Origin of the sequence: Streptomyces sp. Ru62 (assembly GCF_002920615.1) — a bacterium.
Classification (GTDB): domain Bacteria; phylum Actinomycetota; class Actinomycetes; order Streptomycetales; family Streptomycetaceae; genus Streptomyces.
In genome coordinates this window covers 178,690-203,666 of sequence record NZ_PQSU01000003.1, presented here as the reverse complement: position 1 = coordinate 203,666, position 24,977 = coordinate 178,690, and the positions used below count along the sequence as shown (strand labels likewise).

25 protein-coding genes are annotated in these 24,977 nt (G+C 73.4%); 13 read left to right on the top strand and 12 right to left on the bottom strand.

Going from position 1 to position 24,977, the window contains the following annotated elements; genetic code table 11:
* Positions 1–89: 89 nt before the first annotated feature.
* The 3 genes from C3492_RS05485 to C3492_RS05475 form a co-directional block, all read right to left on the bottom strand.
* Positions 90–779, bottom strand: a complete 690-nt coding sequence (locus tag C3492_RS05485) for a 4'-phosphopantetheinyl transferase superfamily protein (protein ID WP_103810587.1) — start codon at positions 777–779, stop codon at positions 90–92.
* Between the two features lie 7 nt (positions 780–786).
* Positions 787–1,194: a helix-turn-helix transcriptional regulator gene (locus C3492_RS45090; protein ID WP_103810586.1), complete on the bottom strand. Its 408-nt coding sequence runs from the start codon at positions 1,192–1,194 to the stop codon at positions 787–789.
* A gap of 214 nt (positions 1,195–1,408) precedes the next feature.
* Entirely contained in the window at positions 1,409–2,326 is a 918-nt protein-coding gene (locus tag C3492_RS05475) for a JmjC domain-containing protein (RefSeq protein WP_103810585.1), read from the bottom strand.
* Between the two features lie 328 nt (positions 2,327–2,654).
* On the opposite strand from C3492_RS05475, the gene C3492_RS05470 reads away from it, so the two are divergent.
* Together C3492_RS05470 and C3492_RS05465 are read left to right on the top strand one after the other, a co-directional pair.
* Positions 2,655–3,878 (top strand): pitrilysin family protein, encoded by a 1,224-nt coding sequence (locus tag C3492_RS05470; RefSeq protein WP_181140213.1) that lies wholly within the window; start codon positions 2,655–2,657, stop codon positions 3,876–3,878.
* Positions 3,875–4,669, top strand: coding sequence for a GNAT family N-acetyltransferase (locus tag C3492_RS05465; RefSeq protein ID WP_103810583.1), 795 nt, complete (start codon positions 3,875–3,877; stop codon positions 4,667–4,669). The genes C3492_RS05470 and C3492_RS05465 overlap by 4 nt, the downstream gene beginning before the upstream one ends.
* Before the next feature lie 48 nt (positions 4,670–4,717).
* Here the strand turns inward: C3492_RS05465 and C3492_RS05460 are convergent, their stop codons facing one another.
* The 6 genes from C3492_RS05460 to C3492_RS05435 form a co-directional block, all read right to left on the bottom strand.
* Complete coding sequence (locus tag C3492_RS05460) at positions 4,718–5,776, bottom strand: GNAT family N-acetyltransferase (protein ID WP_103810582.1); 1,059 nt, start codon at positions 5,774–5,776, stop codon at positions 4,718–4,720.
* Positions 5,773–6,981 (bottom strand): hypothetical protein, encoded by a 1,209-nt coding sequence (locus C3492_RS05455; protein WP_103810581.1) that lies wholly within the window; start codon positions 6,979–6,981, stop codon positions 5,773–5,775. The genes C3492_RS05460 and C3492_RS05455 overlap by 4 nt, the downstream gene beginning before the upstream one ends.
* Positions 6,978–8,324 (bottom strand): radical SAM protein, encoded by a 1,347-nt coding sequence (locus C3492_RS05450; RefSeq protein WP_103810580.1) that lies wholly within the window; start codon positions 8,322–8,324, stop codon positions 6,978–6,980. The genes C3492_RS05455 and C3492_RS05450 overlap by 4 nt, the downstream gene beginning before the upstream one ends.
* A 172-nt stretch (positions 8,325–8,496) precedes the next feature.
* Positions 8,497–8,718, bottom strand: a complete 222-nt coding sequence (locus C3492_RS05445; RefSeq protein ID WP_103810579.1) for a hypothetical protein — start codon at positions 8,716–8,718, stop codon at positions 8,497–8,499.
* 98 nt (positions 8,719–8,816) lie between these two features.
* Positions 8,817–9,632: a hypothetical protein gene (locus C3492_RS05440; RefSeq protein WP_103810578.1), complete on the bottom strand. Its 816-nt coding sequence runs from the start codon at positions 9,630–9,632 to the stop codon at positions 8,817–8,819.
* Positions 9,629–10,342 carry a 2OG-Fe(II) oxygenase gene (locus C3492_RS05435; RefSeq protein ID WP_103810577.1) on the bottom strand — a complete coding sequence of 238 codons (714 nt, stop codon included), beginning with the start codon at positions 10,340–10,342 and terminating at the stop codon, positions 9,629–9,631. The genes C3492_RS05440 and C3492_RS05435 overlap by 4 nt, the downstream gene beginning before the upstream one ends.
* Before the next feature lie 170 nt (positions 10,343–10,512).
* Here C3492_RS05435 and C3492_RS05430 point away from each other — a divergent pair, with 170 nt between their 5' ends.
* Genes C3492_RS05430 through C3492_RS05420 form a run of 3 tightly spaced genes read left to right on the top strand, consistent with a single transcriptional unit; the run spans position 10,513 to position 13,669 of the window.
* Positions 10,513–11,625, top strand: coding sequence for a histidinol-phosphate transaminase (locus tag C3492_RS05430; protein WP_103810576.1), 1,113 nt, complete (start codon positions 10,513–10,515; stop codon positions 11,623–11,625).
* Positions 11,622–12,272 (top strand): topology modulation protein, encoded by a 651-nt coding sequence (locus C3492_RS05425; RefSeq protein ID WP_103810575.1) that lies wholly within the window; start codon positions 11,622–11,624, stop codon positions 12,270–12,272. The genes C3492_RS05430 and C3492_RS05425 overlap by 4 nt, the downstream gene beginning before the upstream one ends.
* Positions 12,269–13,669: a hypothetical protein gene (locus tag C3492_RS05420; protein ID WP_103810574.1), complete on the top strand. Its 1,401-nt coding sequence runs from the start codon at positions 12,269–12,271 to the stop codon at positions 13,667–13,669. Before C3492_RS05425 ends, C3492_RS05420 begins: the two co-directional genes overlap by 4 nt.
* Before the next feature lie 163 nt (positions 13,670–13,832).
* Here C3492_RS05420 and C3492_RS05415 read toward each other — a convergent pair whose 3' ends face one another.
* Positions 13,833–14,408 (bottom strand): GrpB family protein, encoded by a 576-nt coding sequence (locus C3492_RS05415; RefSeq protein WP_103810573.1) that lies wholly within the window; start codon positions 14,406–14,408, stop codon positions 13,833–13,835.
* Between the two features lie 58 nt (positions 14,409–14,466).
* Positions 14,467–15,231, bottom strand: coding sequence for a class I SAM-dependent methyltransferase (locus C3492_RS05410; RefSeq protein WP_103810572.1), 765 nt, complete (start codon positions 15,229–15,231; stop codon positions 14,467–14,469).
* 256 nt (positions 15,232–15,487) lie between these two features.
* Here C3492_RS05410 and C3492_RS05405 point away from each other — a divergent pair, with 256 nt between their 5' ends.
* Genes C3492_RS05405 through C3492_RS05395 form a run of 3 tightly spaced genes read left to right on the top strand, consistent with a single transcriptional unit; the run spans position 15,488 to position 17,390 of the window.
* Positions 15,488–16,276, top strand: coding sequence for a tyrosine-protein phosphatase (locus C3492_RS05405; RefSeq protein WP_103810571.1), 789 nt, complete (start codon positions 15,488–15,490; stop codon positions 16,274–16,276).
* Positions 16,273–16,749 (top strand): phosphatase, encoded by a 477-nt coding sequence (locus C3492_RS05400; protein WP_103810570.1) that lies wholly within the window; start codon positions 16,273–16,275, stop codon positions 16,747–16,749. Before C3492_RS05405 ends, C3492_RS05400 begins: the two co-directional genes overlap by 4 nt.
* Positions 16,746–17,390 carry a 2OG-Fe(II) oxygenase gene (locus tag C3492_RS05395; RefSeq protein ID WP_103810569.1) on the top strand — a complete coding sequence of 215 codons (645 nt, stop codon included), beginning with the start codon at positions 16,746–16,748 and terminating at the stop codon, positions 17,388–17,390. The genes C3492_RS05400 and C3492_RS05395 overlap by 4 nt, the downstream gene beginning before the upstream one ends.
* A gap of 84 nt (positions 17,391–17,474) precedes the next feature.
* On the opposite strand, the gene C3492_RS05390 is transcribed toward C3492_RS05395, so the two are convergent.
* A complete protein-coding gene (locus tag C3492_RS05390; protein WP_103810568.1) occupies positions 17,475–18,920 on the bottom strand; it encodes an alkaline phosphatase PhoX in 1,446 nt (481 codons plus the stop codon).
* Between the two features lie 449 nt (positions 18,921–19,369).
* Between C3492_RS05390 and C3492_RS05385 the strand changes: the two genes are divergently transcribed.
* The 5 genes from C3492_RS05385 (at position 19,370) to C3492_RS05365 (ending at position 24,971) form a co-directional block, all read left to right on the top strand.
* Positions 19,370–20,131, top strand: coding sequence for an IclR family transcriptional regulator (locus tag C3492_RS05385; RefSeq protein WP_181140212.1), 762 nt, complete (start codon positions 19,370–19,372; stop codon positions 20,129–20,131).
* On the top strand, positions 20,128–21,576 hold the full coding sequence (locus C3492_RS05380; protein ID WP_103810566.1) for a hypothetical protein: 1,449 nt from the start codon (positions 20,128–20,130) through the stop codon (positions 21,574–21,576). The genes C3492_RS05385 and C3492_RS05380 overlap by 4 nt, the downstream gene beginning before the upstream one ends.
* 275 nt (positions 21,577–21,851) lie before the next feature.
* A complete protein-coding gene (locus C3492_RS05375) occupies positions 21,852–22,454 on the top strand; it encodes a hypothetical protein (RefSeq protein WP_103810565.1) in 603 nt (200 codons plus the stop codon).
* A 178-nt stretch (positions 22,455–22,632) separates the two neighbouring features.
* A complete protein-coding gene (locus C3492_RS05370; RefSeq protein WP_181140211.1) occupies positions 22,633–23,811 on the top strand; it encodes a pitrilysin family protein in 1,179 nt (392 codons plus the stop codon).
* Positions 23,808–24,971, top strand: coding sequence for a hypothetical protein (locus C3492_RS05365; RefSeq protein WP_103810563.1), 1,164 nt, complete (start codon positions 23,808–23,810; stop codon positions 24,969–24,971). Before C3492_RS05370 ends, C3492_RS05365 begins: the two co-directional genes overlap by 4 nt.
* Positions 24,972–24,977 lie beyond the last annotated feature (6 nt).

Here is a 24,977-nt window from a genome sequence, read left to right as displayed (position 1 = left end):
GGTCGATTCGTCCCGGACAGCGCGCCCGGGCAGTGGGTGTGTGTGCGGTGTGGTGCGCGGCGGCCGGGCGCCGGCGCCGCGCCGTGGGGTCATGGGGGGCCGATGAGGTGCTCCGCCCGCCGCAGGAGCAGGCGGGCCGGGCGGTCGTGCGCGTAGCAGACGGCCGCCGCGTGGCCGGGTGCGGCGTCCACGCCGGTGATCGTCCAGCCGGGCGGTGCCGGGGCGCGGCCGGTCTCACCGGTGTAGTCGGCGGCGAGGCCGCGTGTCAGGCCGGTGCCCAGGGCCTTGAGGTAGGCCTCCTTGCGGGTCCAGAGCCGGGCGAGGGCGGCGGGTCGCCGCGGCGCGGGCACCGCGGCCAGATCGTGCTGTTCGGCCGGATGGAGCAGCCTGCTCAGCCTGTCCACCGTGCCGGGTTCCGGGCACGGCTCGACATCGACGCCGAGGGGGACGCCGGCGAGTCCGGCCATGACCAGGCGCCCGCCGTGCGACAGGGAGAAGTGGACGCCGGTGCACGGGTCGTCGAGCACCGGGCGGCCGTGCGGTCCGCCGCAGCCGGCGCACGCCAGCCGCGCGAACCGCACCTCCCGCGGGGCCCGGCCGGTCCGCCCGCCGAGCAGGTGGCGCAGGAGGACGTGGGCGGCGAGGTAGCGCACCCGGTCCGCGGGCCGCAGGAAGGCGTCGGCGCGCTCGCGCTCGGCGGCGTCGAGCACCTGGAGGTCGAGTGCGTCCTCGCGCACCTCGGTGACGTCCGCCAGCCATGCCTCTACGACGATCCCCATGCCGGTCTCATCCCGCGTCCGTGCTGTCGCGCGGGTGGGCCGGCGGACGGGGCGTCAGGGAGAGGGGCTTCTCGGGCCGCGCCACGGTGCCGCGGAGGGCTGGTCCGCGCGCCGCCTGGACGCGGTGCGGGTTGTCCCGCGGGTGCATCCGCGTGCCCAGGGCCACGCCGAGCTGGAAGCGGTTGTCGACGCCGAGGCGGTCCATGAGGCTTCTGAGGATGTTGGTCACCGTGCGGGAACTGATGCCGAGCCGGCCGGCCGCGCTGGCGTCCGTGTGCCCGGCGAGCAGGAGATGGATGAGCATGCGCTGTCGTTCGTCCAGCGGCAGGTGAAGCGTGGATCTCTGTTCCGTCCTGCTGCTGCGCGGACGGAGATCTGGCCCCAGGCTCGGCTTATCCTTCACCAGGACTCCCATGCGTCGTCAGGTCCCAGTGCGAGTCCGCCGGCGGTGCCGGGCGGAGTGTTCCGGCTCCGTCGGGGGACGGCGCCGGATCGCACTGGACCGAGGTTCGCAGGGCTCGATCTGCGGGAGGTCGCCGCCGGGTCAACGCGGATCGCGCACGGTCCCGCCCCGGCCCGCCCGCGCGCGGCACGGGCCCATGCCCGGTCGTGGCGGCACGGTGTCCGCGTCACCGCCCGGCCGTCTCCGTGAGCGACAGAGGTGCGGTGGCGGCGGGCATGTGCGCCATGCGGTGGCGCCGCGCGCTGTCCACGAGTTCCTGCGGTGTCAGTTCGGAGAGCCGGCGCACCGCGTTCTCCAGCAGTTTCTTGGCCGTGCCGGTGAGGGCGTCCGCGGTCACCGGCAGGGCGTCGAGTCCCGCGCCTGCCACCGCGTGTCGTGCGAGGGCGTCGGTCAGGTCCGCCGTGCCGGCCTCACGGATCGTCAGCGACAGGTGCGCGGAGAGTCCTTCCTGGCCGACGGCACGGTGGGCGAAGCCTCGCGGGATGTAGAGGACCTGCCCCGGACGGATCACCGTCTCCAGGAGTTCGGCCGGCTGTGGTTCGTCGTCCTTGATCCGGCCCGCACGCCAGTTCCCGTCCGCGGGCCCCTCGTGGATCCGCCACCTCTTGGCACCCGCCACCTGGATGACGAGGACGTCCGCGTCGTCCCGGTGCAGCGGCAGACCCGGCTGTCCGGCCGGGGTGACGAAGAAGAAGGCCTCGACCGGTCGGCCGAGTTCCTCCGCCAGGCCGGCCAGCATCTCCTGGGTGGGCCGGTGCCACTGGTCCAGGCAGCGCAGCAGCATGGTCGCGCCCCGGTCGAGCAGGGCGCGGATCTTCTCGTGGTCCGCGAAGCCCGCCGGGTTCTCCCGGGCGACGGTCCTGGCCGCCGTGAACTTCCTGGCCGGCAGGAGGGCGTTGTCCTCCCACATCTCGATGTACGGAACGCGGAACAATCCGGTGTTGAGCGCGTCCTCGGCATCGGCGAGACCGAAAGAGGTGTACGCACCTCCGGCAGGCGTGAATACCCCCGGCTCGCGGTGCCAGCGGGAGGCGAAGAACTCTCCCGTGTCACCGACCCATCGGCCGAGTATGGCTGGCTTCATGAGGATTTCCTTTCCATGGGTACAGGTCGGCTCCGCAACGTAACAGCAGGTGGGACCACCCAGGAATCTTCTCTTCCGAATTCAGCAGACGAATTTCCGAATACAGAAGGATCTGTTGCCGGTTGCCCGGCGGGGAGCCTAACTTCGTTCTCGTTCCACCCATTCGATGAAAGGGGAATCACCATGAAGAACCACGCCTCCATCCTGCGTCCGCGTCTCGACAAGATCAAGCCGCAGGACCGCTGAACAACAGCGTGACCGGGAATGCCGCCACCCTCGGGTGGCGGCATTCCGCTTGATGCGGCACTTTTCGGCCCAGGAGACAGCTGTGGATCACTACACGATCACCGAAGGTCCCGTCCCCGTCGTCACGCTGATCGACGAGCGGTTGAGCACGACCACCATCTGCCTCGCCTCCGCGTACGGCGCGCGGCACGACCCCGTGGGCCGGTGCGGTTCCGCCCACCTGCTGGAGCACCTGCTGATGTCGGCCCCCTCCGGGGACGTGCCGTCGCTCAGCGAACACGTCGAACGCCTCGGCGGCCACGCCAACGCGGAGACCGGCCCCGACCGCATGCTCTTCTACGCCCAGGTGCATCCCGACGACGCCGAGGACATCGCCGGCCTGCTCTACCGGGCGGTGCTGGAGCCGCGGTGGGAGGAGCCCACCCTGGTGCGGGAGAAGCGCGCGGTCTTCCAGGAACTGGCGGCAGCCGCCGCCGACCCCGCGGACCTCGTTCAGGATGCCGCCCTCGCGGCCCTGTTCCCCGGCCACCCGCTGGGGCAGCCGGTCGGCGGCACCACCGCGGATGTCGAAGCACTCGACCTGGCCTCCCTCGCCGCCGGGCATGCCGAGCGGCTCCTGACGGCGCCGCTCACCGCGGTGGTGGTCGGGCCGCGGGCTCCCGCCGCGATCGATCCGGCGATCGCCGCCGTCGCCGCGGACACCCTCGCCCGCGTCGGCACCGCCGCGGACCTGCCGGCCCCCCTTGCCGAACCCGTCGCCGTGACCGAGCCGAATTGGCCCGGAGAGTTCTCCTGGTTCTGCGCGGCTGCGCGGTCCGTGCCCCAGCACGACGTACGGCGCCCGCACTTCGACGTCCTCGCCCATCTGCTCGGTTCGAGCTCGTCCTCGCTGCTGTACCGCCGGCTGCGGGGCGAGGCCGGGCTGGCCTACGCCTTCCAGGCCTGGCACCGGGGGTACGCGGACACCGGGGCGTGGCGGTTGCTGGCCGGGGTGGAGCCGCAGAACGGGAACGCCGCTGTCGACGTCGTGCGGGCCACGCTGGAGGAGCTGGCGGACCGGGGCCCGAAGCCGGACGACCTGGCCCCGGCGCTCCGCCAGGCGCGGATGAGCGTCCTCACCACCCTCGACAACCCCCTGGAATGCGCGCGTTACCTGGCCGTGCACAGCGGCGGAGCGACCGGTTGGTCGCCCTCCCGCGAGATCGAGAGCATCGACGGGATCGACGCCGACGACATCCGGCGGGCCGCCGAACAGACCCTCGCCGGACTGCGCGTCGTGGTACGCCCGGAGGCCGAGGCCCGATGAACGACACAGCGCAGTACCTGGCACGCGCCGGTGAGGCCGGCCTCGTCGACGAGGTCCTCGGCCGCCCGTACGTGGCGGACCGGTACGACGATCCCATCACCGGCCGGCCCCAGGTCCTGGTCGAGTACTGCGATCCCGCGCTGGTGTCCGAGACCCGCGCCCTGGAGGCACTGCGCGCCCGGCTGCGGCTGCGGCACCCCTCGTGCGGAAGCGTCCTGCTGCGCGTGACCGGCCCGGTCCGTCTGCCGGCGCCCTGGCGGCCGCGCCTGACGTACATCGAGCACGGCCGTGGTCCGGCGTCCGCGTCCGACCCGGCCCCGGGAGCAGCCGACGGCGACGGGCTCGGGGTGCGTCCCGCCACGCCCGCGGACGACGCGCGCGTCCACGCCTGGCTGGTGCGCGCGTTCCGCACCGGTTACGACGGGGAGGTCGATCCGGACCACCCCGACATCGCGGCCGTCATGGAGAACCCCGGACGGTTGTCGTTCATCGCCGAGGCGGGGGGCCGGCCGGTGGGCCACGGCACCGTGCTGACCGGTGAGCGGGACGAGGTCACCGAGGAGCCCTACGCCGAGCTGGTGGACATCCTGGTGGACCCGCCCGAGCACCGGCGCGCCGCGACGTCGGCGCTGGTCGCCGCCGCGGTGGCGGCGACGCCCGGCCTGCCGCTGCGCGGCCATGTCGTGCATCCGTACCCACCCGAGGAGGCGGCCCGTGCCGGGGCCGTGCTCGACGCTCTGGTGCGCTCCGGATGGTCGGTCGACCACTCCTTCTGGGAGTGCGCCTGGTGACGGCCGTCGCTCCCAGCGCCGCGAAGGCGCTGGGAGCGGTTCGCGCGGCTACGCGGTCGGGGAGGCGGACCGCGTGGTCCGGGCTCGGGGCAGGGCGTCGCGCAGTCCGGATCGGGCGAGCCACAGTCCGGCGGTGTGGTAGCGCTGCGGGCCGAAGCTCGCCTTGAAGGCTTCGACCGAGGATCCGGGATGGTCGTCACACAGGTGGAAGTACCGGGCGCCGCTGGTGCAGGCGTCCTGGATGGCACGGCTCATCAGCAGGTGCACGGCCCTGGTGCGGCGGGTCAGTTCCTTGTCCATGGCGCTGCGCCAGTAGACGGCGTGCTCGCCCTGACGGAGGACCATGATGGCCGCGGCGGGGGCTCCCTGGTAGGAGGCGACCCAGACGTGGCAGTTTCCGGCCAGGTTCCGAGCGACGGCGTCGAACTTGCGGTAAGGGTCCTTGCGCTCCGCGGCCCGCCGTGCGGCACGCGGCGACTCGCCCGATTGCCGGGCCCACCGCTGGACGGACATCTGGTAGAGGCCGTACAGGACGGGCACGAGACGGCCGGTGGAGTCCCGCTCGACGTCAAGCCCGGCGCGTTCTCCTTGCCGTACCTGATTGCGCACCGCGCCGCGGAACCGGTTGCGCCACACGTCCTCGAACCCTCCGGACAGGTCGAGGATCTGGGTGACGCGGGGTCTGCGGGTCACCCCGGGGGGCGCGCAGTCCAGCCACACCCGGTCGGCCAGCGGGCTCGGACGCAGGTAGGTGGGCCGCAGTGAGCGGCGGGCCAGGTCGGTGATGACCGCACCGGCCTGGGCAGGGGTGACCTCGCCGTCCGGGGCGAGGACTCCGCCGAGGCCGAAGTCGAGCGGCCAGGAGAGGTGTTGCGCCAGCGGGGCCGGTAGTGGCGAGCGGCGGACCATCGGAAGCACGAGACGGGTACCGTCCGGCCAGACATAGAGCCGGCTGGCATCGCGGTACCCGCGCGTGGCGCGCACCGCGTCCGCCCACTGGGGCGTCTGTGTCGGCAGGGCCAGGGGGTCGTCGCGTACCGCCTCCTCCCAGGTCCGGCGGGGTACGGGTGTGATGACCGTGTACGGACGGCGGTCTGCCGGGGTCACCGGTCCGCCCCCGGTGTGCCGGCTGCCCGCGCCTTCCCGGACGGGAAGCCCGCTCGCCCGGTCACCTCGGCCCAGAACTCGGGGAAGCGCTCGTTGACCTGCGGCCCGTAGCGCACACGTACGCACGGCAGTTGAGCGATGCGGTCGAGGAGCCCCAGGCGCGGGGCCGGTGGCGGTCCGGACCGTGGCAGCAGTCCGAGGTAGTCCACGACGTGCCTCTGCCGGGCTCCGGTGATCAGCGGTTCCGCCCGCCAGAGGTCGGGCTGGGCGACCGGCTCGACGCTCCAGCCCTCCAGATCACGGACCGCCTCGGCCAGCACCAGCGCGGCTGGCCGGGCCCCGGCCGTGATGCGTGCGCCCGTCAGGCTGGTCAGCTCATGGGGGTCGAGGAAGATCCTGGACCTGCCCTCCCTGGTCCACGGCCGCGAGTCGCGGGTGTCCAGTTTCCCGAGCGGTCCCGCGTGACGGCGCAGCGCGGCGCTCTCCAGCCGTCGCAGCGCGGGGTGGCCGGCGAGCGCGCTCACTCCGATGCCGACCCGCCGTGGCCACCCCACCGCCCGGATCGATCCGTGCGGGTCGTCCTCGTCGAGCAGCATCGTGTCGTCGGAGAGGAAGTCGTACCCGGCGCGGGTGGCGGCCAGGAAGGCGAGCGTCGACTTGCCACTGCCGCTCGGCCCCAGGATGAGCACCGCGCAGTCGTCGCGGGCCACCCCGGAGCAGTGCAGCCACGGCGTTCCGTGTGCGTGCAGCTGGGCCCCGACGGCGAAGGACAGGAAACGCAGCAGGGCGGTGTGGCCGTCCTGGTGCGGGCCCGTCTCGACGAGTACGTCGCCTGTCCGCGGTGTGGCGGTGATGAGCAGCGTCGCCTGCCGGGGATCGTCGGCGCACTTCAGCACCACGGTCGTGTCGGAGGTGCGGTCGAGGACGTACAGCCATGGTCCGTCGTGGTCCAGGCGCAGGCGGGGCGCCGAGTCGGACGGGGCGGGCAACGCGGTCCGGGTGCGCAAGCGGAGCCGGACGGGAGCGTCGCCGCCACGCGGTCCCACGGCGAACATCGGGGAGAAGGCGCGGGTCGCGGCGCTCCTCAGCCCGGCGACGGTGGAGGTGACGTCGACGCGTGCCCCCAGGCAGGACAGCGAGAACGTCTCCGTGTCCGTACCGGCCCGAGTGGCGGCCCGGGCCGGTGGGTGGGCAGTGTGGTTCACACCGCCGCCCCGGCCGTCGTCGACACGTGCCGCGGGATCTTCTCGTACACCGTGGTGGGGTGTTCCTCGTGACCGAAGAGGACGTCGTACAGCTCCGCGCGTTCGGCGGGATCGGCCGGTGCCGCGTCCTCGGGCAGGAGCTGACGGTTGTAGCGGCCCATCTCGGCCGTCGTCATCGTCGGTCGCATGCGGTGGAACGGGGTGTACATGGTCGGGCGGATCCGGGCGCCGGCCGCGCGGGCGATCCGCACGGTGCGCTGGATGCCCGCCGGGCTCGTCCCGGGGAGCCCGGCGATGACGAACACGTTGAGCTCGATGCCGGCCTCGCGGCACCACTGGGCCAGTTGGTGGAAGCGCTCCTGCTCCGTGTGCTTGACCCGGGGCAGGCCGCCGTGGGCGTCCGGTTCGAGGGTCTCCAGGCCGACGGAGATGCGGAAGCATCCGGCGGCGCCCATGGTGCGCACCAGGTCCTCGTCGAGGTGGTGGATGGTGGTGCTGCACTTCCAGCGGGGCGAGAGAGGGCCCGCCTGGAAGCGGGCGCACAGCTCGCGCACCCAGCGCCGGTCCAGGGTGAAGGTGGGCGCGTAGAAGGAGACGTACTCGAACGGCTCCTGGGCGAAGCTGCTTTCGATGTACTCCACCGTCCGGTCCACCGACAGGCGTCGCTCCGCCTTGCCGAAGATCCGGGGGACGTCGCAGAAGTCGCAGCCGATCGGGCACCCGCGGGAGACGGGCACCACCAGTTCCCTGCGGAACGGGATGCCGCAGAACTTGTTCTCGTCCTTGGCGTAGAGCTGGTCGTGGACGGCGTGCGGGATGTCGGCGTGGTCCGGCAGGATCCAGTCCTGCGCGTCGAGCGCGGCGCCCGGCGCGCTCTGGGTCTGCCACTGGCCCGCGCACCGCACGGCGACACCCGGCAGCGGCCGGTCCAGCTCGCCGTCGCGCAGCGCGGTGACCACGGCGGCGACCCCGCACTCGTAGTCCCCGGACTGGACGATGGCATCGATGTCGAACTGGGTGAAGAAGCCGGTGTTCATGCTGCTGAGCCGGCCGAAGGTGACCAGGCGGCTGTCCGGGGACAGTTCGCGGGCGTAGGTGACGAACCGTTCGAAGCCGTCCACCGCGTCGAAGTCGTTCATCATCGCGATGACGTCGTAGCGGCCCTGGAAGAGACGGTCACCGACTTCCTTCCAGTTGGTCGCGACCACCCCGGTGTCCCAGACGTCGACCTGCTCGACGCCTTCCAGGGTCCGCAGGTGGCCCGCGGTCATGAACAGCGGTGTGTGGTGGCCGGCGTTGAAGTAGCTGGGTACATGCGGTGGCCAGATGACGAGAACCTTCACGGCGCACGACTCCTTGGTCGGGATGAGAGTGGTCGGGTCCGGGCCGCTGAAGGCCTGGGAGCGCTCGGTATGCCGGTGGCTCCGGCAAGCCTCGCAGCGGGGTTTTCCGGGGTGAAGCCGTCGTTCCTCGGGACGGAACGCGGATGTTCCGGCGGGAACCGCGCCGGTCCGGTCAGGCGGCGGCCTGCGCGATGAGGTCCAGTGCCGTCCCGGTGGCGTGCGCGGCCGGGTCCCAGCGCAGCCGGAGCGCGGGGACGGGAAGGGCCGGTGCGGGATGGTCCGGTGCGGCACGTGCCGTCGCGGGCGGCTCCTGCCACCAGGTGGGGTCGGCGTCGGCGAGGAGATTGGCACGGAGCATGGCCGCGGCCCGCTCCGGCGGGACGACCTCCAGCACCGGCCTCTTCGGCGCGCCGCGCTCCAGGAAGACGACGCGCGCCAGCGGGCCACCGTCCGCGGTGGCCGCTCCCAGCAGCTCTTCGAATTCCGTCCGGGTCAGCAGTGCCTTGGCCGGGGGTGGGGCAGCGAACCCACCGGGGTCCCGCCGTGCCGCAGCAGTGGCGTGGCGCGGACGAGTCCGGCACGGCCGGTTCCCGCCAGTGTGCCCCAGCCGAAACGCGCGGCGACCGCGGCGCCCACCACGTCCCAGCGGTCCCGTCCGGGCAGCAGCACACAGCGGTCCCCGGCCACGAAGGAGCCACCCGCGGTGGCCAGGGCCAGCGCCAGCGTGCTCTTCCCCGCACCCGACGCCCCGCAGAACAAGGTGATTCCGGGAGGGTGGGACCCACCGATGCCCGGGCCTCCCGTCCAGTACGCGGCCGACGCGTGGACGGTCAGTCCGCCACGGGCGGACAGCACGCCGGTCAGGAACTCACGCGCCAGGATCTCGGCGGGCCGGTGGCGGCCGTCCTCCCGGCCGGTCCGGCGGTCCGGGCCGCCGGACCGCGCACGCAGCACCAGCCAGTCGTCGTCGCCGCGCCGCACGAAGGCGTGGGGCGGCAGGGCCGTGTCGGCGCGCTCCTCCCAGGTCCAGGCGGGCAGGCCGCCCAACACGCTCCGGCGGTAGGACTCGTCGCGGATGCGGACGACCGGCTGCCCCGGCTCCGCGGTGCCGCGCCCCGGGAGCGGTCCCGGGCGGACCTCGACGCGGAAGTGGCGGCGCGGCACCAAGGGCGGTGACAGGCGGCTGTGGGTGACCGACAGGTGTTCGGTGAACCAGCGGCATTCGCCGGCGTCGGGCGTGCGCAGTTCCCAGCTCACCGGGCCCCAGCAGGTCACGGTGGCTTCGTGGGGCGAGACGTCGGTGCTCACTGCCGGACGAGGGAAGGGTCCGGCGCGACGAAATGGGCCAGCAGTGTCCTGCGATCCTCGGCGGCGTGCTCCGCCACCGGGACGACGGCATGCCAGGACCGCTCGGAGGGGCACAGCAGGACCGACTCTCCCGAATCCGGCAGTACCGAGTCTGCGACGTCGTCCATGCCCGGCGAGTTCAGCACCACCAGCTCTCCTCTCCAGTCGGGCCGCCAGCCGGAGTTGAAGTACCAGGTCTGCGTGGCGATCTTGTCGGCGCGATCGGTGTGCGGGCTGATCCAGCATCCGGGGGCGTACCGGATCGCGCGGATCTGGAGGAGGCAGCCGGTCAGGTCGCGACCGGTCGCCTGCTCCACCGCCGACCGGTACGTTTCGGAGCGCAGCTCTCCGACCAGGTCGCACCAGGTCGGTGACAGCCGGGCGAGGTTGTCGGACAAGGGCGCGTCATCGTGTACCAGCGGCAGGTTGTAGGTGCGGTAGCCCTTGGTTCCCGGGATCCCGTCGGGGCGTTCGGAGAGTGTGAAGCCGCCGCGGGGGAACTCCGCCTCCAGGGTGGCCAGCAGTTCGGCGGGGAACATGCCTGAGACCGTCCGCCAGTCGAACGGTTCTGCGGCGGGCCGGGAACGGCGCAGGGTGTCCCAGCCGACGGGCAGCGGGCGGCCGTTCGCGGTGGTCGGGGCGGGGATGCTGGGCTCGTGTCCTTCAGACATGACCGTGGCTCCTCGGAGGGTGGGGCGGTCACACGACGGGGTCCACCCTTGCCGGGGAGGTGGCGGGAGCACATCCGCGGATTCCACCGCGTGAGACGGCGGTCGAGACGTTTCGCCAGGAGGAACGGTCGCTTACGGCCGTGTGCGGCGGTCGTCCAGGATCGGCCTCCATGACGATGACCGACCCGCCGTCGGGCCCCTGGCTGTCGACGTTCAAGCGCTCACCCGTGCTGGCCCTCGCGCCCCATCGGCGGGTGCGGCGCACGGACGTGGTCAACCTCGCGAACAACGAACTCCACCACCCGGTTCTCGCCTCGTTGATCGAAGAGGCCACGCAGGCCTTCCGCACCGGGCAGTTGTCCGGGTATCCGTCCTGGCCCCCGTTCATCGAGCAACTGGCCCACGCCCTGTCGGTGAGCCCCGAGTCGCTGCTGCTGGTGGCCGGGTCCGACGACGCCTACCGGCTGCTGCTGGAGGCGCTGCCCCGGGAGGCGCCGGCGCGGGGTGTGACGGTGGTCGCCCAGCACCCCACCTATGCCTCGCTGTCGCACTTCGCCGTGCTGCGGCGGCTGCCCGTCGTACAGGTCCCCTACCGGCCCTGGCACGGTTTCGACGTCGCGGACCTGGTCCGGGAGCAGGGCCTGCGCCCGGGCGCCGCGATCGTCTGGATCTCGCAGCCGAACGGCCCCACCGGGAGCGCGTTCTCCACCGCCGAACTCGCCCTCCTCGCCCAGGAGACTGCCCGGAGCGGCAACCTGCTCGTGGTCGACGAGGTCTACCGCGACTTCGCCGACGAGGACACCACCGGCGCCCTGGACGGCCTGGAGCACGTGGTGCGCATCCGCTCCTTCTCCAAGGGCTACGGACTCGCCGGCGCCCGGCTCGGCTATCTGCTCGCCCACCCCGAGTTGATCGGCTACCTGGCGCGGTGGAACACGGCCAGCCCCGTCTCGGGTCCGGCCCTGCACACCGCCGCACACCTGCTGCGCACCCGGCGCCGGGTAGCCGAGGTCCATGCCGAGATCCGGGCGAACCGGGCGTGGTTCACCGGCGCCGTCGGCGCCGTTCCCGGGCTGACCGCCCTGCCCTCGCAGGGCAACTTCGTGTGCGTGCACACCGGTGACGACGCCACAGCCGACCGGGTGCTGGCCGCTCTGGACCGGGAGCTGATCGCCGTCCGAGATCTGCGTCCCCTCGGTGTCCTCGGCCCCGTCGTGCGGGTCAGCATGGCCACCCGCGACGTCCTCGACGAGGTGGTACGGACACTGCGGGACGCACGGTGACAGCGACCGGAACCGGGCGGGGCGGACTGTGGCCGACGCGTCTGGCGGCGGCCCGCCGCATCGCCGTGATCGGCTGCCCGGGCGGCGGCAAGACCACCCTGGCGCGCCGGCTGGCCACGCTGACCGGACTGCCGTACCTGGGACTGGACGACCACTACTACGACCGCGCGTGGCAGCTGCGCCAGCCGTACGACGCCTGGCCCACGGCGCATGACGCCCTGACCGAGCGGCCCGCCTGGATCCTGGACGGCAACCACGCCTCGACCCTGGAGGGGCGGCTGCGCAGGGCCGACGTCGTCATCTGGCTCGACCTCCCCACCCGGCACTGCCTCTGGGGGTATCTGCGGCGCAGCACCCGCTGGGTGGTCAGCGGCCGAGCACCCGCCTATGCGACCGGCAGCGACGGCAGAGTGCGCCTGCCCCCGGAGCTCCCGGGCTTCCTGTACTTCATCGCCACCTTCCGGCGTCGGGTCCGCCCCGCCGTGGTCGAGGAGCTCGACCGCCGTCCCCCGGGCTGCACCGTCATCCGGCTGCGTTCCCGCAAGGACGTCAGGGCGCTGCTCGGCGCCGCCGCTCAGGTCAAGGACCGTACATCCGAACACTGCCGTCCAGAACCGGTCGGCACCCGATCAGAGGACCACAGATGACCATCTTTCAGTCCGCCCCCACCGGGTCCGCACCGGCCGGACCGGGTTCCCGCCCCGTCCTCGCCCCGGACGCGCTCGTCATCGACGGGGGCGTGCCGCTGACCGGGGACGTGACCGTCGACGGGCACAAGCACTCCATGGTGCTGGTCTTCGCCGCCGCCCTGGCCCTCGGCACCCGGGTCACCATCGACAACGTGCCGGCGGTGTCCGAGCGTGACATCCTCCTGGAGCAGCTGCGGCTGCTCGGCTGCTCGGCGCGGGTCTCCGGCCGTCGGGTCGTACTGGACACCGTGGAGGCCCGGCCCGGTGAGTTGCGGCCGGAGCTGACCCGCAAGGTCCACGGCTCGCTCTACCTGATGCCCGCGATGCTCGCCCGTTTCGGCGAGGTCCTCTTCCCCGGAGCCGGCGGCGACCACCTGGGCAGCTACGAGCACGGGCAGGGACGTCCGATCGCGCAGATGCTGGAGGTGCTGGAACAGTTCGGCTGCCGTTTCCGCACCTCCGACGACGGAACTGTGCACGGCTGGTGCGCGGAACGGCACGGCGCACGCCCTGACATCATGGGGTGGAGCAGCGTCCCCGGGGTTCTGCGCGGCCCCCGGGTGTCCAGCGCGACCAAGGCGGCGCTGATCTTCGCCGCCACCGTTCCCGAGACCTCGGTCGTCCGTCACCCATTGCTGCTGTGGGCCACCCGGGATCTGCTGGACTTCCTCGTCGCGGCGGGGGTCCGGGTGACGCACACGGCCGACGGAGTCGCCGTATGCGGGCGCCCGGCCCGTGCCGTCCCGGCCTCCGTCAGCCTGCTGCCCGATCCGTGCGAGGCCGCCACCTGGATGGCCTGCGCGGCCTCCACCGGCGGCCGTGTTCGCGTCCTCACCGAGCACCCCCAGCGGCTGCGCGCGGCGATGCGCCATGAGCTGGCCGTCTTCGACCGGCTCGGCCTGCCCGTCCGCTGGGACGCGGACGGCGCCGTGGCCGAGGGCGACCGCGCCGAGCTGCGGCCGGCGACCGTGGTCGCCGTGAACGACGGACCGTGCACCGACGCCCTGCCGCTGTTCACCCCCGTCATGCTGCGTGCGGCCGGTACGTCGGTAGTGCGGGACGCGGTGTGGAGCGGCCGGTACCACTACGCGGAGCAGCTACGGCGGCTCGGCGCCCGGCTGGAGCAGGGCCCGGACCAGCTGGTCGTGCACGGCGGTCCGCTGCGGGCCGCCGACGCACCGCTCACCCCCGGGGACACCCGGGCCGCCGCGGTGACGGTGCTGGCCGCCCTGGCCACGCACGGCCGGAGCGTCATCACGGGCACCGAACACCTGCACCGCGGATACGCTCACATGCCCGAGAAGCTGACCCGGCTCGGCGCCCGCGTCATGAGCGCCGTGGCCGAGGCCGCTTGAGCGGAGGGGGGTACCGGACGGCCCGCGAGCCGGTGCGCGGGAAGCGCCCGGTGACGCGGAGGGTCCGGCGGCACGCCCGGTCACCGGCCGTGCCGCCGGACCCTCCGCGTCGACGCGCATACGGCCCCCGCGCCGGTGGGTGTGGCGCCCGCGGCCGGCGGCCTCAGGCGTCGCTGGGGCCCGGCTGCCAGCCCGTCTCCTGCGCCCAGGAGGCGGCCTCGCGCAGGGTCCCCCAGATGAAGGGGCTCTTGCCCTCGGTGTACGCGTGGGCGTCGTCGCGGTGTGCCACGGCCAGTTCCCGCTTGACGCGGGCGTACTCGTCGGCGGTGGCCGGGTGGGTGCGCAGGTAGTCCCGGAAGACCAGGGCCAGTTGCTCGTCGAGGCTGCCGGCCCGGCGTACGTGGATGTGCGTACGGCGTCGGCCGGGTGCCTCGCGGAAGTAGCGCTTCGACAGGTCGGGGTTGTCCGGCCGGTAGCGGAAGCCAAGTGCCTCCAGGGCCGGCCGGAAGCTGTCGTCCGGTGTCAGGGTGGCGACGGAGATCTGCACGTCGATGACGGGCTTCGCGGGCAAGCCGGGGACCGACGTCGAGCCGATGTGGTCGATGCGCACCGCGCCCAGCGAGCCACGCAGAACGGCGCCGAGGGAGGCGAACTCCCCCGGCCACCGCGGGTCGTACTCGACGATCTCGATCCTGCGGGCCGGAGCACCGCCGAGGCCCGGAGCTGCTGGCTCGTTCATGCCGTCAGCCTATCCGGCGGCCGTGGAGGGCGTGTCCGGCGTCTCCCGCAGTGACCGCTCAGGGCCGTGGCCGCGCCAGTTCGCGCTTGTAGCGGGGGGTGAAGGCGACCTGGGTCGAGTAGATGCTCCGGACCCCGCCCCACTCGTGCCAGACGAAGTTGAGGTCCACGGAGGCCACCAGGCGCAGCCCCAGGTCCAGGTGGTTCTGCCGGCGCAGATCCAGATAGGCGAGGTCGGGGCGCTCGGCACCGGCGGGCCAGACCAGGTCGATGCCGGGGACACGCCGGAGGTACTCGCCGAGCTCCACCTCGCGGCCCTGGTCCCAGATCTCCCAGTAGCCCTGGTACTTCTCCGGGGCGTCCTTCTCGTCGAAGTGCAGGGACGGGCTGATCCGGGCCTGCCCGCCGGGTGCGAGCACCCGGTTGCACTCCTCCAGGAAGGCCGCCTTGTCGTCGTACAGGTACAACGAGGCCTGGCTGTAGACGAAGTCGAAGGACGCGTCGGCGAACGGGAGCGGGCGCGAGGCGTCACAGAAGACGATGCGCGGCAGTTGGGTCCGCTCCAGCTCCTCCGCGGAGAAGATGCCGCGGGCCAGTGCCTCGGAGCGCATGCGCTGCTCGTCACCGTCGATCGGCGAGTAGTTGAAGCCGCACACCTCGACGGCGTCGCCGAACCTCCGGACCAGCTCAAGCATGGCCATGCCATAGCCACAGCCCGCCTCCAGCAGCCGCACCCTGCCCTGCTGCTCGATCCGGGCGGCCACGGCCGACTCCAGGTCTCCGAGATACTTCCGGGCATGGGTCAGCCCCCGGTCCCTCGTCATCCGGCCCTCTCCCTCTCAAGTCACTGAACTGCCGCGGACATCCGGCCTTCCGGGCTGCCGATGCTAGCCAGCCGCGCCGCGCCGCAGCCGGAGAATTCCACCGGGCGGAACGCGAGGTTCTCGGCACTCGCCGCCCTGCGGCACGATCCGTGACGGACCGACGGCACCAGCCCCACCTCCCTCGGGTCCGGCGTCCGGCCGGACCCGATCCCCAGCAGCCGAAAGGCTCGACCCGACTTCCCACGGAGGCGAAACGATGAGTCCGCAGCACAGCGACGGCTGGCGCCCGGGAGTGAACCTGCGGGAGGTCCGGGGGTCAGGACTGGTCCCCGGCCGGCTGTTCCGCTCCGGGGACCTGACCGCGCTCACCGTCCACGACGCGGACCGGCTGGTCGCCGAGCACGGCCTGCGGACCGTCGTCGACCTGCGCTCCGAAGGCGAGCTCGCCCGGTACGGTCCGCCGTACACCCTGCTCAGAGCGGGGGTGCGCTGGGTGCGGGCACCGCTGACCGGCCACCCCGGCACCGCCATCGAGGCGCCACGCCCCACGGACGCCCAGCGAGCGGAGTACCTCGACGCGATCCTCCGCGACAGCGCGCCGTGGTGCTGGCCCCGCCTGGGGGCGGCGCTGGCCGGCTGCTTGCACGAACCGACGCTCGTCTCCTGCCACTTCGGCAAGGACCGGACCGGTGTGGTGGTGGCGTCCCTGCTGGCGGTGGCCGGCGTGTCAGAGGAGGAGACGGCCGCCGACTTCGCGGCCGGCGCGGACGACCTGCTGGACAAGGCCCACCGGTTCGAGGACACGCGGGTTCGCTACGGCCACACCCCCGAGGACTTCCGCCTGCGGCTCGCCACCGATCCCGGGCCGCTGCGGCTGTGGCTGGCCGCGGTCGGGCGACGTCATCAGGGACTCCCCGAGGCGCTGCTGGCCCGTGGCGTCAGCGGCGGCGACCTGGCGGCCATCAGGGCCGCGCTGCGCGCGGACGGCGGACCGGAGCAGGGCTCGGAGCAACGGCGGACCACCGAGAAAGGCGCACACCGATGAAGGACAGGCACTGGCGGACTCCCTACCACTTCGGGTCCCTCACGGTCTGGGGAACCTCCCTGGACTCCGACCAGCGGCGCGCCGGGCGCGCCGCGGCGCCCAGGGCCGACCTGGGGATCTACCTGGACGACCGCTGGCACGGGGAGGCGGACGCCCTGCGGATCCGTTTCGTGGACTGGCCGAAGCTGGAAGCCCCCACCGCACCGGACCGACTGCTGACCGTCCTCGACGAGGCGCTCGGCGTGGCGAGGGACGGTGGGCAGGTCGAGATCGCCTGCTTCGGCGGCCACGGCCGTACGGGAACGGCGCTCGCGGTCATGGACGTCCTCACCGGGGCCACGGCAGCGGACGCCGTCGCCCGGGCGCGCCACGAGTACTGCCCGTACGCCGTGGGCTCCACGGAACTGGAGCTGTTCGTCGAGGAGATCGAGCGCGGGCGGGCGGCGCGCGCGGTGACGGAGGCGCGCGCATGACCGGCCCGGCCGAGACCCCGATGCTCTCCCTGACGAGCGCCGTCTCCTACGACGCTCCCTTCCGCTGGCACCACACTCCCGGTGTCTTCCCGGCAGGAACCCTGGCGGAGCTCCAGCGGTCCTTCCCCGAGGACGGCTTCGCCGACACCAGCAGCACCCGGCGGGACAAGTCGTACACGATGCGCGTGCGCAGGCTGCACCCCGCGGGGGCCGGGGAGCGTGACCGCACGCCCCCGCCCTGGCGGCGGTTCACCGAGTACGTCACGGGTGCCGCCTACCGGCGCGACCTGGCCGCACTCACCGGCGTGCCCCTGGAGAGGGCCCGAGTCGAGGTCAACCTGTGGCGCTACGGGCGCGGCTGCTGGCTCGACCCGCATGTGGACAAGCCCGAGAAGCTCGTCACCCACGTGCTGTACCTCACCCCGCACTGGCCGGCCGGTCAGGGAGGGGATCTGCTCCTGCTGGGCTCCCCGTCGGAGGACGACGTGGTGCACCGGGTGCCTCCGCTGGGCGGCAGCGGTGTCGTGCTGGTGCGCTCCGAACGCTCCTGGCACGCGGTCGCCCGCGTGCGCGGCGACGCCGGACCGGGGGACGGGCACGGTGACCGGCTCTCCGCGCAAGTGGTCTTCCACACCGCCTGATTCCTCGGCGGTCCGACGGAAGGAGGGGCACCCCGGCCGGGGTGCCCCTCCTTCCGTCGGACCGCTCTTCCACGGCCCGTCCGGTCAGTGCCGACGGGCCGTCTCCCAGGGCCCGGTGATGGCGAGCATGATGCCAGGCTCGTAGATGTTGGCGAACAGGGTCCTGCCGTCCGCCGAGAACGTCACCCCGGTGAACTCCGCGTAGCTCGGCTCGTCCGCGGTACCCACGTTGAACTCGTTGCGCGCCAGCGGGTAGGTACGGCCGTCGTCGGTCGTGCCGAACAGGTGCTGGTAGCCCAGACCGTCCTCGGCGATGATCAGGCCACCGTGCGGGGAGACGGTGATGTTGTCCGGACCGTCGAAGTTCCCGTTGTCGGTCCACACCTCGTGGTTGCCCGTGAACATCACCTTCAGGATGATGGTGCGGCGCGCCGGGTTGTAGAACCACACCTGGCCGTCGTGCGGCACCGGGCTCTCGCTACGGGCGTAGCTGGAGACGAAGTAGAAGCCGCCGTCGCCCCACCACATGCCCTCCAGCTTCCGGGCGCGGGTCACCTCCGTGTCCGTGAACTGCTGGCGGATCGGGACGGTACGCGCGTCGCGGTCCGGGACGCGTACCCAGTCGACCCCGTAGACGGTTCCGACCTCGGTGGCGCGGGAGAGGTCGTCGACGTGCTTGCCCCGGTTGTCGAACACCTTGAAGGCCTCCAGCACGCCCGCGTCGTCGGCCAGGGCGCGCAGGCGGCCTCTGCCGTGACGGAAGCCGGCCGGCGGGGTCCAGCGGTAGAGCAGGCCGTTGGGGCGGCGGGCGTCCTCGGTGAGGTAGGCGTGGCCGCGCTTCGGGTCGATCACAACGGCCTCGTGGGCGAAGCGGCCCAGGGCCTTGATCGGCTCGGGGTGGAGATTGGCACCCGGGTGGTACGGGTCGACCTCGAAGACGTACCCGTGGTCCTTGGTCATGCCGTTCGTTCCGGCGAGGTCCTCGGTCTCCTCGCAGGTCAGCCAGGTGCCCCAGGGCGTGCGGCCTCCCGCGCAGTTGGACGAGGTGCCGGCGATGCCCACCCACTCGCCGAGCGGGGTGCCGTCCTCGTCCACCTCGACCACCGTGCAGCCGCCCGCCGCCCCGGGGTCGTAGACGTGGTTCTCCAGCAACGGCACCGGGTGGGCCCAGTCGGCACGAGGGCCCATGAGTTCATGGTTGTTGACCAGGAGCGCGCCCCCGTCCGGCCGTGGGAAGGCCGCGGTGCCGTCGTGGTTGCTCGGCGTCGGCTCGCCCGTGCGCAGCACGGTCCTGCCGCTGTAGGTGACGACGCGGTACGTGAAACCCTCCGGCAGCGCGAGGATGCCGTCCGGGTCGGGTACCAGCGGACCGTAGCCGAGGGCGGTGGTCTCCCCCACGGCCGACGAGCCGCCTTGCGGTACCGCGACGGCGCCAGGAGCGGAGGCCAACGCCTCGGCGCTGCCGGTGACGAGCACGCCGGCACCGGTGAGCGCCACGCGGTTGACGAACTCCCTGCGGGATACGGACACGGTCAACTCCTCTGTGAAACGGTGCACTTGGATGAGCATCCTGGGCGACGACGGCACCGCTCGGTAACCGGCTGTCTCTCTCCGCGAAACGCCTTCTTCGCCCGGGGGACTCTCAGGTCGCGGCCGTCTCGTGCGGTGGAACCCGCGGGTGTACGCCGGGGGCAGCCCGGGCCATGGTGGCTCCGTTCACCTGCACTCGCTCCGTCCCCGGGGAGCTTCGCGGCTCATTCCCGGGGCGGCTCCTATTCACCGTAGATTGCCTGTTGACCCACGGCTGCCAGCCTCGATGTGTCGGAACGTCCTCTGCCGACAGAAGATTTGTGGGGCCGTTCCGCCGAAACAGGCCGCCGGTGGCAATGATGCGCCGCAGAGCCACCCTTGTGTGTTCCCGCCGGAATGTCTCCGAAGGGAAATTCCGCAAGGAACAGAGCGAGAAAGGAGCAGGCGCCATGCAGACTCTTCAGACGGCTGTCCGGCCGGCATCGGGCGGCGTGAGCCGGGACGGCAGGTCGATGCTGACGCGCGGGCTGGCCATCCTCAGCGTGTTCCGCACCGGAGACACCGAGCTGACGCTGGCCGAGTTGTCGCGGCGGGCCGGGCTGCCCAAGCCCACCGCGCACCGGCTGGTCGCCGAGCTGGTGGAACGGGGCGTCCTCGAACGGGGGGTACGGGGCGTCAGACTGGGACAGCAGCTCTTCGCCCTGGGCTCACGCGTGCCCCGGCAGCGACTGCTGCGCGAGGCCGCGGCCCCCGTGCTGGAGCGGTTGCACGAGGCGACCGGCGGCGCGGTCTACCTGTCCGTCCTGGTCGGCCCGGACGTCATCCACCTGGAGCGCGTCGGGGCGTACCGGCGGGGACCGGCGCACTGGCCCGGCACGGGCGCGGACCGGGTCTGCGACATCGTCGCCGGCCGTGTCCTGCACGCCCACCGGGAAGGGGGCCCGGTCCGGCAGCCGGCCGGCTCCGGTGCGAGCCCTTCCGCCGAGACACCGGCCGCCGTCGCGGAGCGGGGATACGCGCTGGCGTACGACGGGCGTGGCACCGTCGGCGTGTCGGTTCCCGTGCGCGCCGCCGAGGCGGATCTCATCGGCGCCCTCTCCGTCGTCGTGCAGCGGCCGGACCCGCGGGCCTTCATCGCCCAGCTGCGCACGGCGGCGGACGCGGTGGCACGCCGGATCCTCGTGATACCCGAGTTGCAGGACCAGCCTTGACCCCCGCCGGCCCGTCGACGGGAGCGGTACCGGCTGTCGCGGCCGGGGCCGTACGGCGGCCCCCGTCGCTCGCCGTCGGCACCGCCGGTCTCCTCGCGGCCACGCTGCTCGGCGCGACCGCGCCCACGGTGGCGGTCCTCCTACTGCTGGGGGAGGACCGGAGCGGGATCACCCGGCCCGGTGCCCTGTGCGGCCTCGCGGTGTGCTGGACGGTGTGGTGGCTGGCCCGGACCGCGGCCGGGTTCGCCGTACCGCAGGTGTCACGGGCCGTCGACCGCGCGGCCAGACGGTCCGTCCTGACCGCCGTCACCCGGCTGGCGGACTCCGGCCGGCTGGATCCGGACCGCCGGACGCTGCGGGACGCCGCGCACGCGGCCGCCGGAGTGGCCGTCCGCTGGGAGCCGAAGCCCGGTACGGCGGTGGCGCCGGTGGTCCTCCTGCTGGAGACGACCGTCGCCTCGGCCGGGCTGTGCCTGGCACTCTCCTCGGTGTCCGCCACGGCCGGGCTGTGCTGCGCCGGCGCCGTCGTCCTGGCCGGGGCCGGCACGTGGCGGCACACGCGCGACCGCGCCGGCTTCGGCCGCGACCAGTGGCTGGCGCTCGCCCGGCGGGCACGCCGGCGGCCTGTGGTGGCGCGGGCGTGGGCCGTCGCCGCGGGGCTGACGGCGGTCCTCACGGCGGGCGGCCGGCCCGGCCTCGCGGCCGGCTCGGTACTGGCCGGTGTGCTGCTGTACCGCGCCGGGATCGTGGCGGCGTCGGTGGACGCCACCGCGCTGCGCTGCGCCGTGACGGCGCTGCGCCGGGTGCGCCGGCTCGCCTCCCTGGCCGGGGACCCGGGGTCCGCGGGCGCGGCGGCCGGGGTCCGGCTGTCCGCGCGCCGACTGCCCGGTGGCGACGTGCGGGTCCGGATCAGCCGGCCGCGCCCTTGCGGTCGTGGGTGCGTCGAGGTCCGGCTGTCCCCCGGCAGCCATGTGCGCCTCGGCACCGGGGACGGAGGCGCCGACGTGCTCCGGGACCTGCTGAAGTCCGCCCGTCCCGGGCGGGGCGGGGCTTCCGGCGACGCCCCGCCGCTGTTGCTGGTCCCGCCCGCTCCGCTGCGGCTGGGATTCGCGTCCCTGGCCGACAACGTGACCCTGGGCGGCGTCCTGGCCCCCGCCCCGCAGGCCCTGCCGGACGTGTCCCGGATCGCGGCCGGCCTCCGGCACGGATGGCGCACGGTGCTGTCCGCGCAGTTCTCGCGGGGTCAGGAACTCGACTCCGACGGCTGGTCCACGGTGATCGCGGCGCGGGTCGCCGCACGCCTGCGCACCGGCACCGAACTGGTGTGCCTGGCAGCCGAACCGGACCCCGCGCTGTCCCGGGTCCTCGCCGCCGCCCGGACGGCCGGGGCGTGCGTCCTGCAACTGGGACACAGCGCGGCCACCGACGAACCGGAGGGCACATGAGCACCGGAGCCAGGGACACCGGCCCACACCTGCGAGCACGTCTCACCGCGATCGGGCCGTCGGCCGCCACGACCCCCGGCCTGCGACTTCGGACCCGCCTCGAACAGGCACGCGCACTGGCCGCCACCACCCTCGGCCCGCGACTCCCGGCCCGCCTCAAACAGGCACGCACACGCACCGCCCCCTCCCCCGGACCAAACCTGCGAGCACGCCTCACCGCGACCGGGCCGCTGCCCGCCCCCTCACCCGGATCGCCGTCACCGACGCGTCTCCACGTGGTCGGGGGGCTGGTCGCCGGCGCGCTCGGAGCCTCCCTCGGCTGGTGGAGCGGCCAGGTGGCCTCGCAGTGCGTGCGGGGTCTGCCCGGTGTGGCGGTGCTGGGGCTCGTCTGCTCCTTGTGGTGCGCGGGCAGCACGCGGCGCGACCCCGGCCCGGCCCGTCCACTCCGCTTCGCGGTCGACCGTACGGTCCGGCTCGCCACCGCGCTGAGTGTCCATCCGGTCCTTGCCTGCTGCCTGCTGCCGCTCCTCCTGCCCGTCCGGCCCGCCGCCCCTCGCGTCGGCCTGACCGGCGAGGCCGCCGACGCGGCGCGCACGGTCCGGAGGGTCCTCCGGGTCGCCGTGGAGCCGGACAACTGGCCCGAGCTGACCGGCTGGCCGGTGCTGCCGCTACTCGTACGGTCCCACGAGCACCACTCGCACATGGTCGCCGCCGCGACCGCGCGAGACGCCCGCACGGTCGCGGCGGCCCGGCTGCGCGCGTCCGCCCCGCTCGCGGCCTCGCTCCTGCTGGCGGCCGTCGCGTCGGTGTTTCTCCCGGGCGCCGCGGTCACGGAGGCCCAGGCCGTCATGCTGCTCGTCACCGTCGCTACCGCGTGAGAAAAACAAGGCGGAGTTCCGGCGGACGGAACGTGGAACACCGCCTGTTTTTCCGGTAATTGCCGCTGATAGAAACAGCCCGTCTCATGAACCGCAATGGTCCGGCGCATTGCTGCGCATTCTGTGAAAGTTGGCCGGTGACCACATGAACCGCACTGATAATTCGGGACGCGTCCCCGTGATCGGCGTCGTAGACGAGCGGCTGAAGACCACGGGGCTGTGCCTGGCCGTGGGCTACGGGGCCCGGCACGATCCCCGGGGCCAGGGCGGGATCGCCCATCTCTTCGAGCACCTGGTCATGTCCGCCCCCATGGGCAGCCGGCGGTCGTTCAGCGAGCGCGTGGAGAGCCTGGGCGGGCACGCGAACGCCACGACCAGGCTGGAGGCCATGCAGTTCTACGCGCAGGTGCACGCGGACGACGCCGACGCCACCGTCGCCGAGCTCCAGCAGGTCCTGCTCGAACCGACGTGGACGCAGGACCTCCTGGACAGCGAACGCTCCGTGGTGCGGCAGGAGCTGGCCGCCGCCGCGGCGGACCCGAGCGACACGGTGCAGGACGCGTTCTTCGCCCGGCTGTTCCCGGAGCATCCCCTCGGGCGCCCGGTCGGCGGCACGGTCGGCGAACTCGACGGCCTGACGCTGGACCACCTGTACGCCCAGCACCGCCGCGTCCTGGACGACAGCCCCATGACCCTCGTCGTCGTGGGTCCGGCGATACCCGCCTCGCTCGGCGCGGACGTCCACGCACCGGGAGCGGCGGTCGCCAGTGCCGCGCCGCCGGCCCTCGTGCCGCTGCCGCCCGCGCCTACGGGCACGGACGACCTCAAGCCCGACGGTGATTTCTGCTGGGTCTGCGTCGGCGCCCGCGCACCGCGTGCGGGTGATCCGCGCGGGGCGGCCCATACACTGCTGGCGAAGCTGCTCGGCTCCAGCCCCTCGTCCCTGCTGTACCGCCGGCTGCGCACCGAGAAGGGCCTGGCCTACAACTTCCAGGCCTGGTCGCGCGGTTACGCGGAGTCCGGGGCCTGGCGGTTCCTCGCCGGTGTCGAGACGGCCAACGCCGGACTGCTGGTCGACACCGTCGCCTCGGCGCTGCGGGAGGTCGCGGACGCGGGGCCGACGGAGGCCGGGCTCGCCGCGGCGCGCCGGCAGGCCGAGATGGGGCTGCTGCTGTCCACCGAGTCGCCTCTGGAGTACGCCCAGCTCATCGCGCAGCGCACCGCCTGCGGGACCGTCTCCTGGACGCTGGAGGAGGAACTGGCCCGGCTGAGGGCGGTGACCGCCGAGGACGTCCGGGCCGCCGCTGCCGAGGTGCACGCCGGCCTGCTGGCCGTCGTCCGTCCCGAGGCGTCATGACGTCCGCCCCGGCCGACCCGGTGGACCTGCCGTTCCTGGCCCGGCTGCTGGAAGCGGACGACGACACGCACCCCCGGGCCCTGCTGCGCAAGGCCCGGGCCGTGTCCACCGCGCTGCCCCAGCTCCTGCTGTCGGCCGCCCGCCGGGACGGTCTGGCGCTGGGCACCGGTGCCGCGGACGAGCTGCGCCGGGCCGGCGAGCGCGCCGACACCTACCGCGAGGTCTTCGCCGCCGTCTGCGCCGACGTCTCCTCGGCCACCGTCCGGCAGGTCAAGGGCGCTTCCCTGGCCGCCCACTACCCGGAGGGACTGCGACGCCCCGTCGGCGACCTCGACCTGGTCGTCGACGGCGACGAGGAGGACCTGTGGCGCGTCGTGGCGGCGGTCACCGCGTACGCCGACCTCACCGACGTCGATCTCGCCCTGCTGCACGACGGCAGCCGTACCCACCTGGTGCTCAGCCTCAGCTGGCCTTCGCCGGACGCCCTGCTCGACCGTGACCTGCGGGTCGAGGTCAGCACCCTGGCGTTCCCCGGACGCCACCCCGACGTACCGCCTCGGGCCCGGCTGCCCGAGGAGCCCTTCGTCGCCGACCTGCTGTCCCTCGCCGAGGAGGCGTTCCAGCGCCCCTTCCACGCGAGGGACGTGGTGGATGTGCTCTTCCTGTTCGGCGCGCCGCCAGAGGACTCCGGGCGGCCGGACCCGTCCGCCGTCGCCGCCGCGGCCGGAACGCTGCGGCTGGCGCCGGAACTGCTGCACCTCCTCACGTACAGCCGCGACCGTGTGCCCCCGGGAGTCCTGGGCCGCTTGACCGCTGCCCGGCTGGACGCGGTGACCGCCGCGCTGCGAGGTCCCGTGGCGACCGAGCGGGCCCGCCGGGCGGCCGTCGTGTCCGACCGCCCCGCGGACTGCCTGGGCATCGACGACCGGTTGGCGTCGGGTCTGCCGGTGCACGGCATGCCCCTGCGGCACCGGCCGTTCGACGCCGGACTGTCCCCGTCGCGGCGCCACGACTTCGCCGACGGGTCCCTGCTGCGGACACCAGTCGCGGACTTCCTACTGGTGACCGGCCCCCTGGTGGCCCCCGAGCAATACCACTCCGCTCTGCGGGAGCTGGACCGTATCGACCCGCCCGCGCCCGGCGAGCCGGGCTCATCGTGAAGGAGC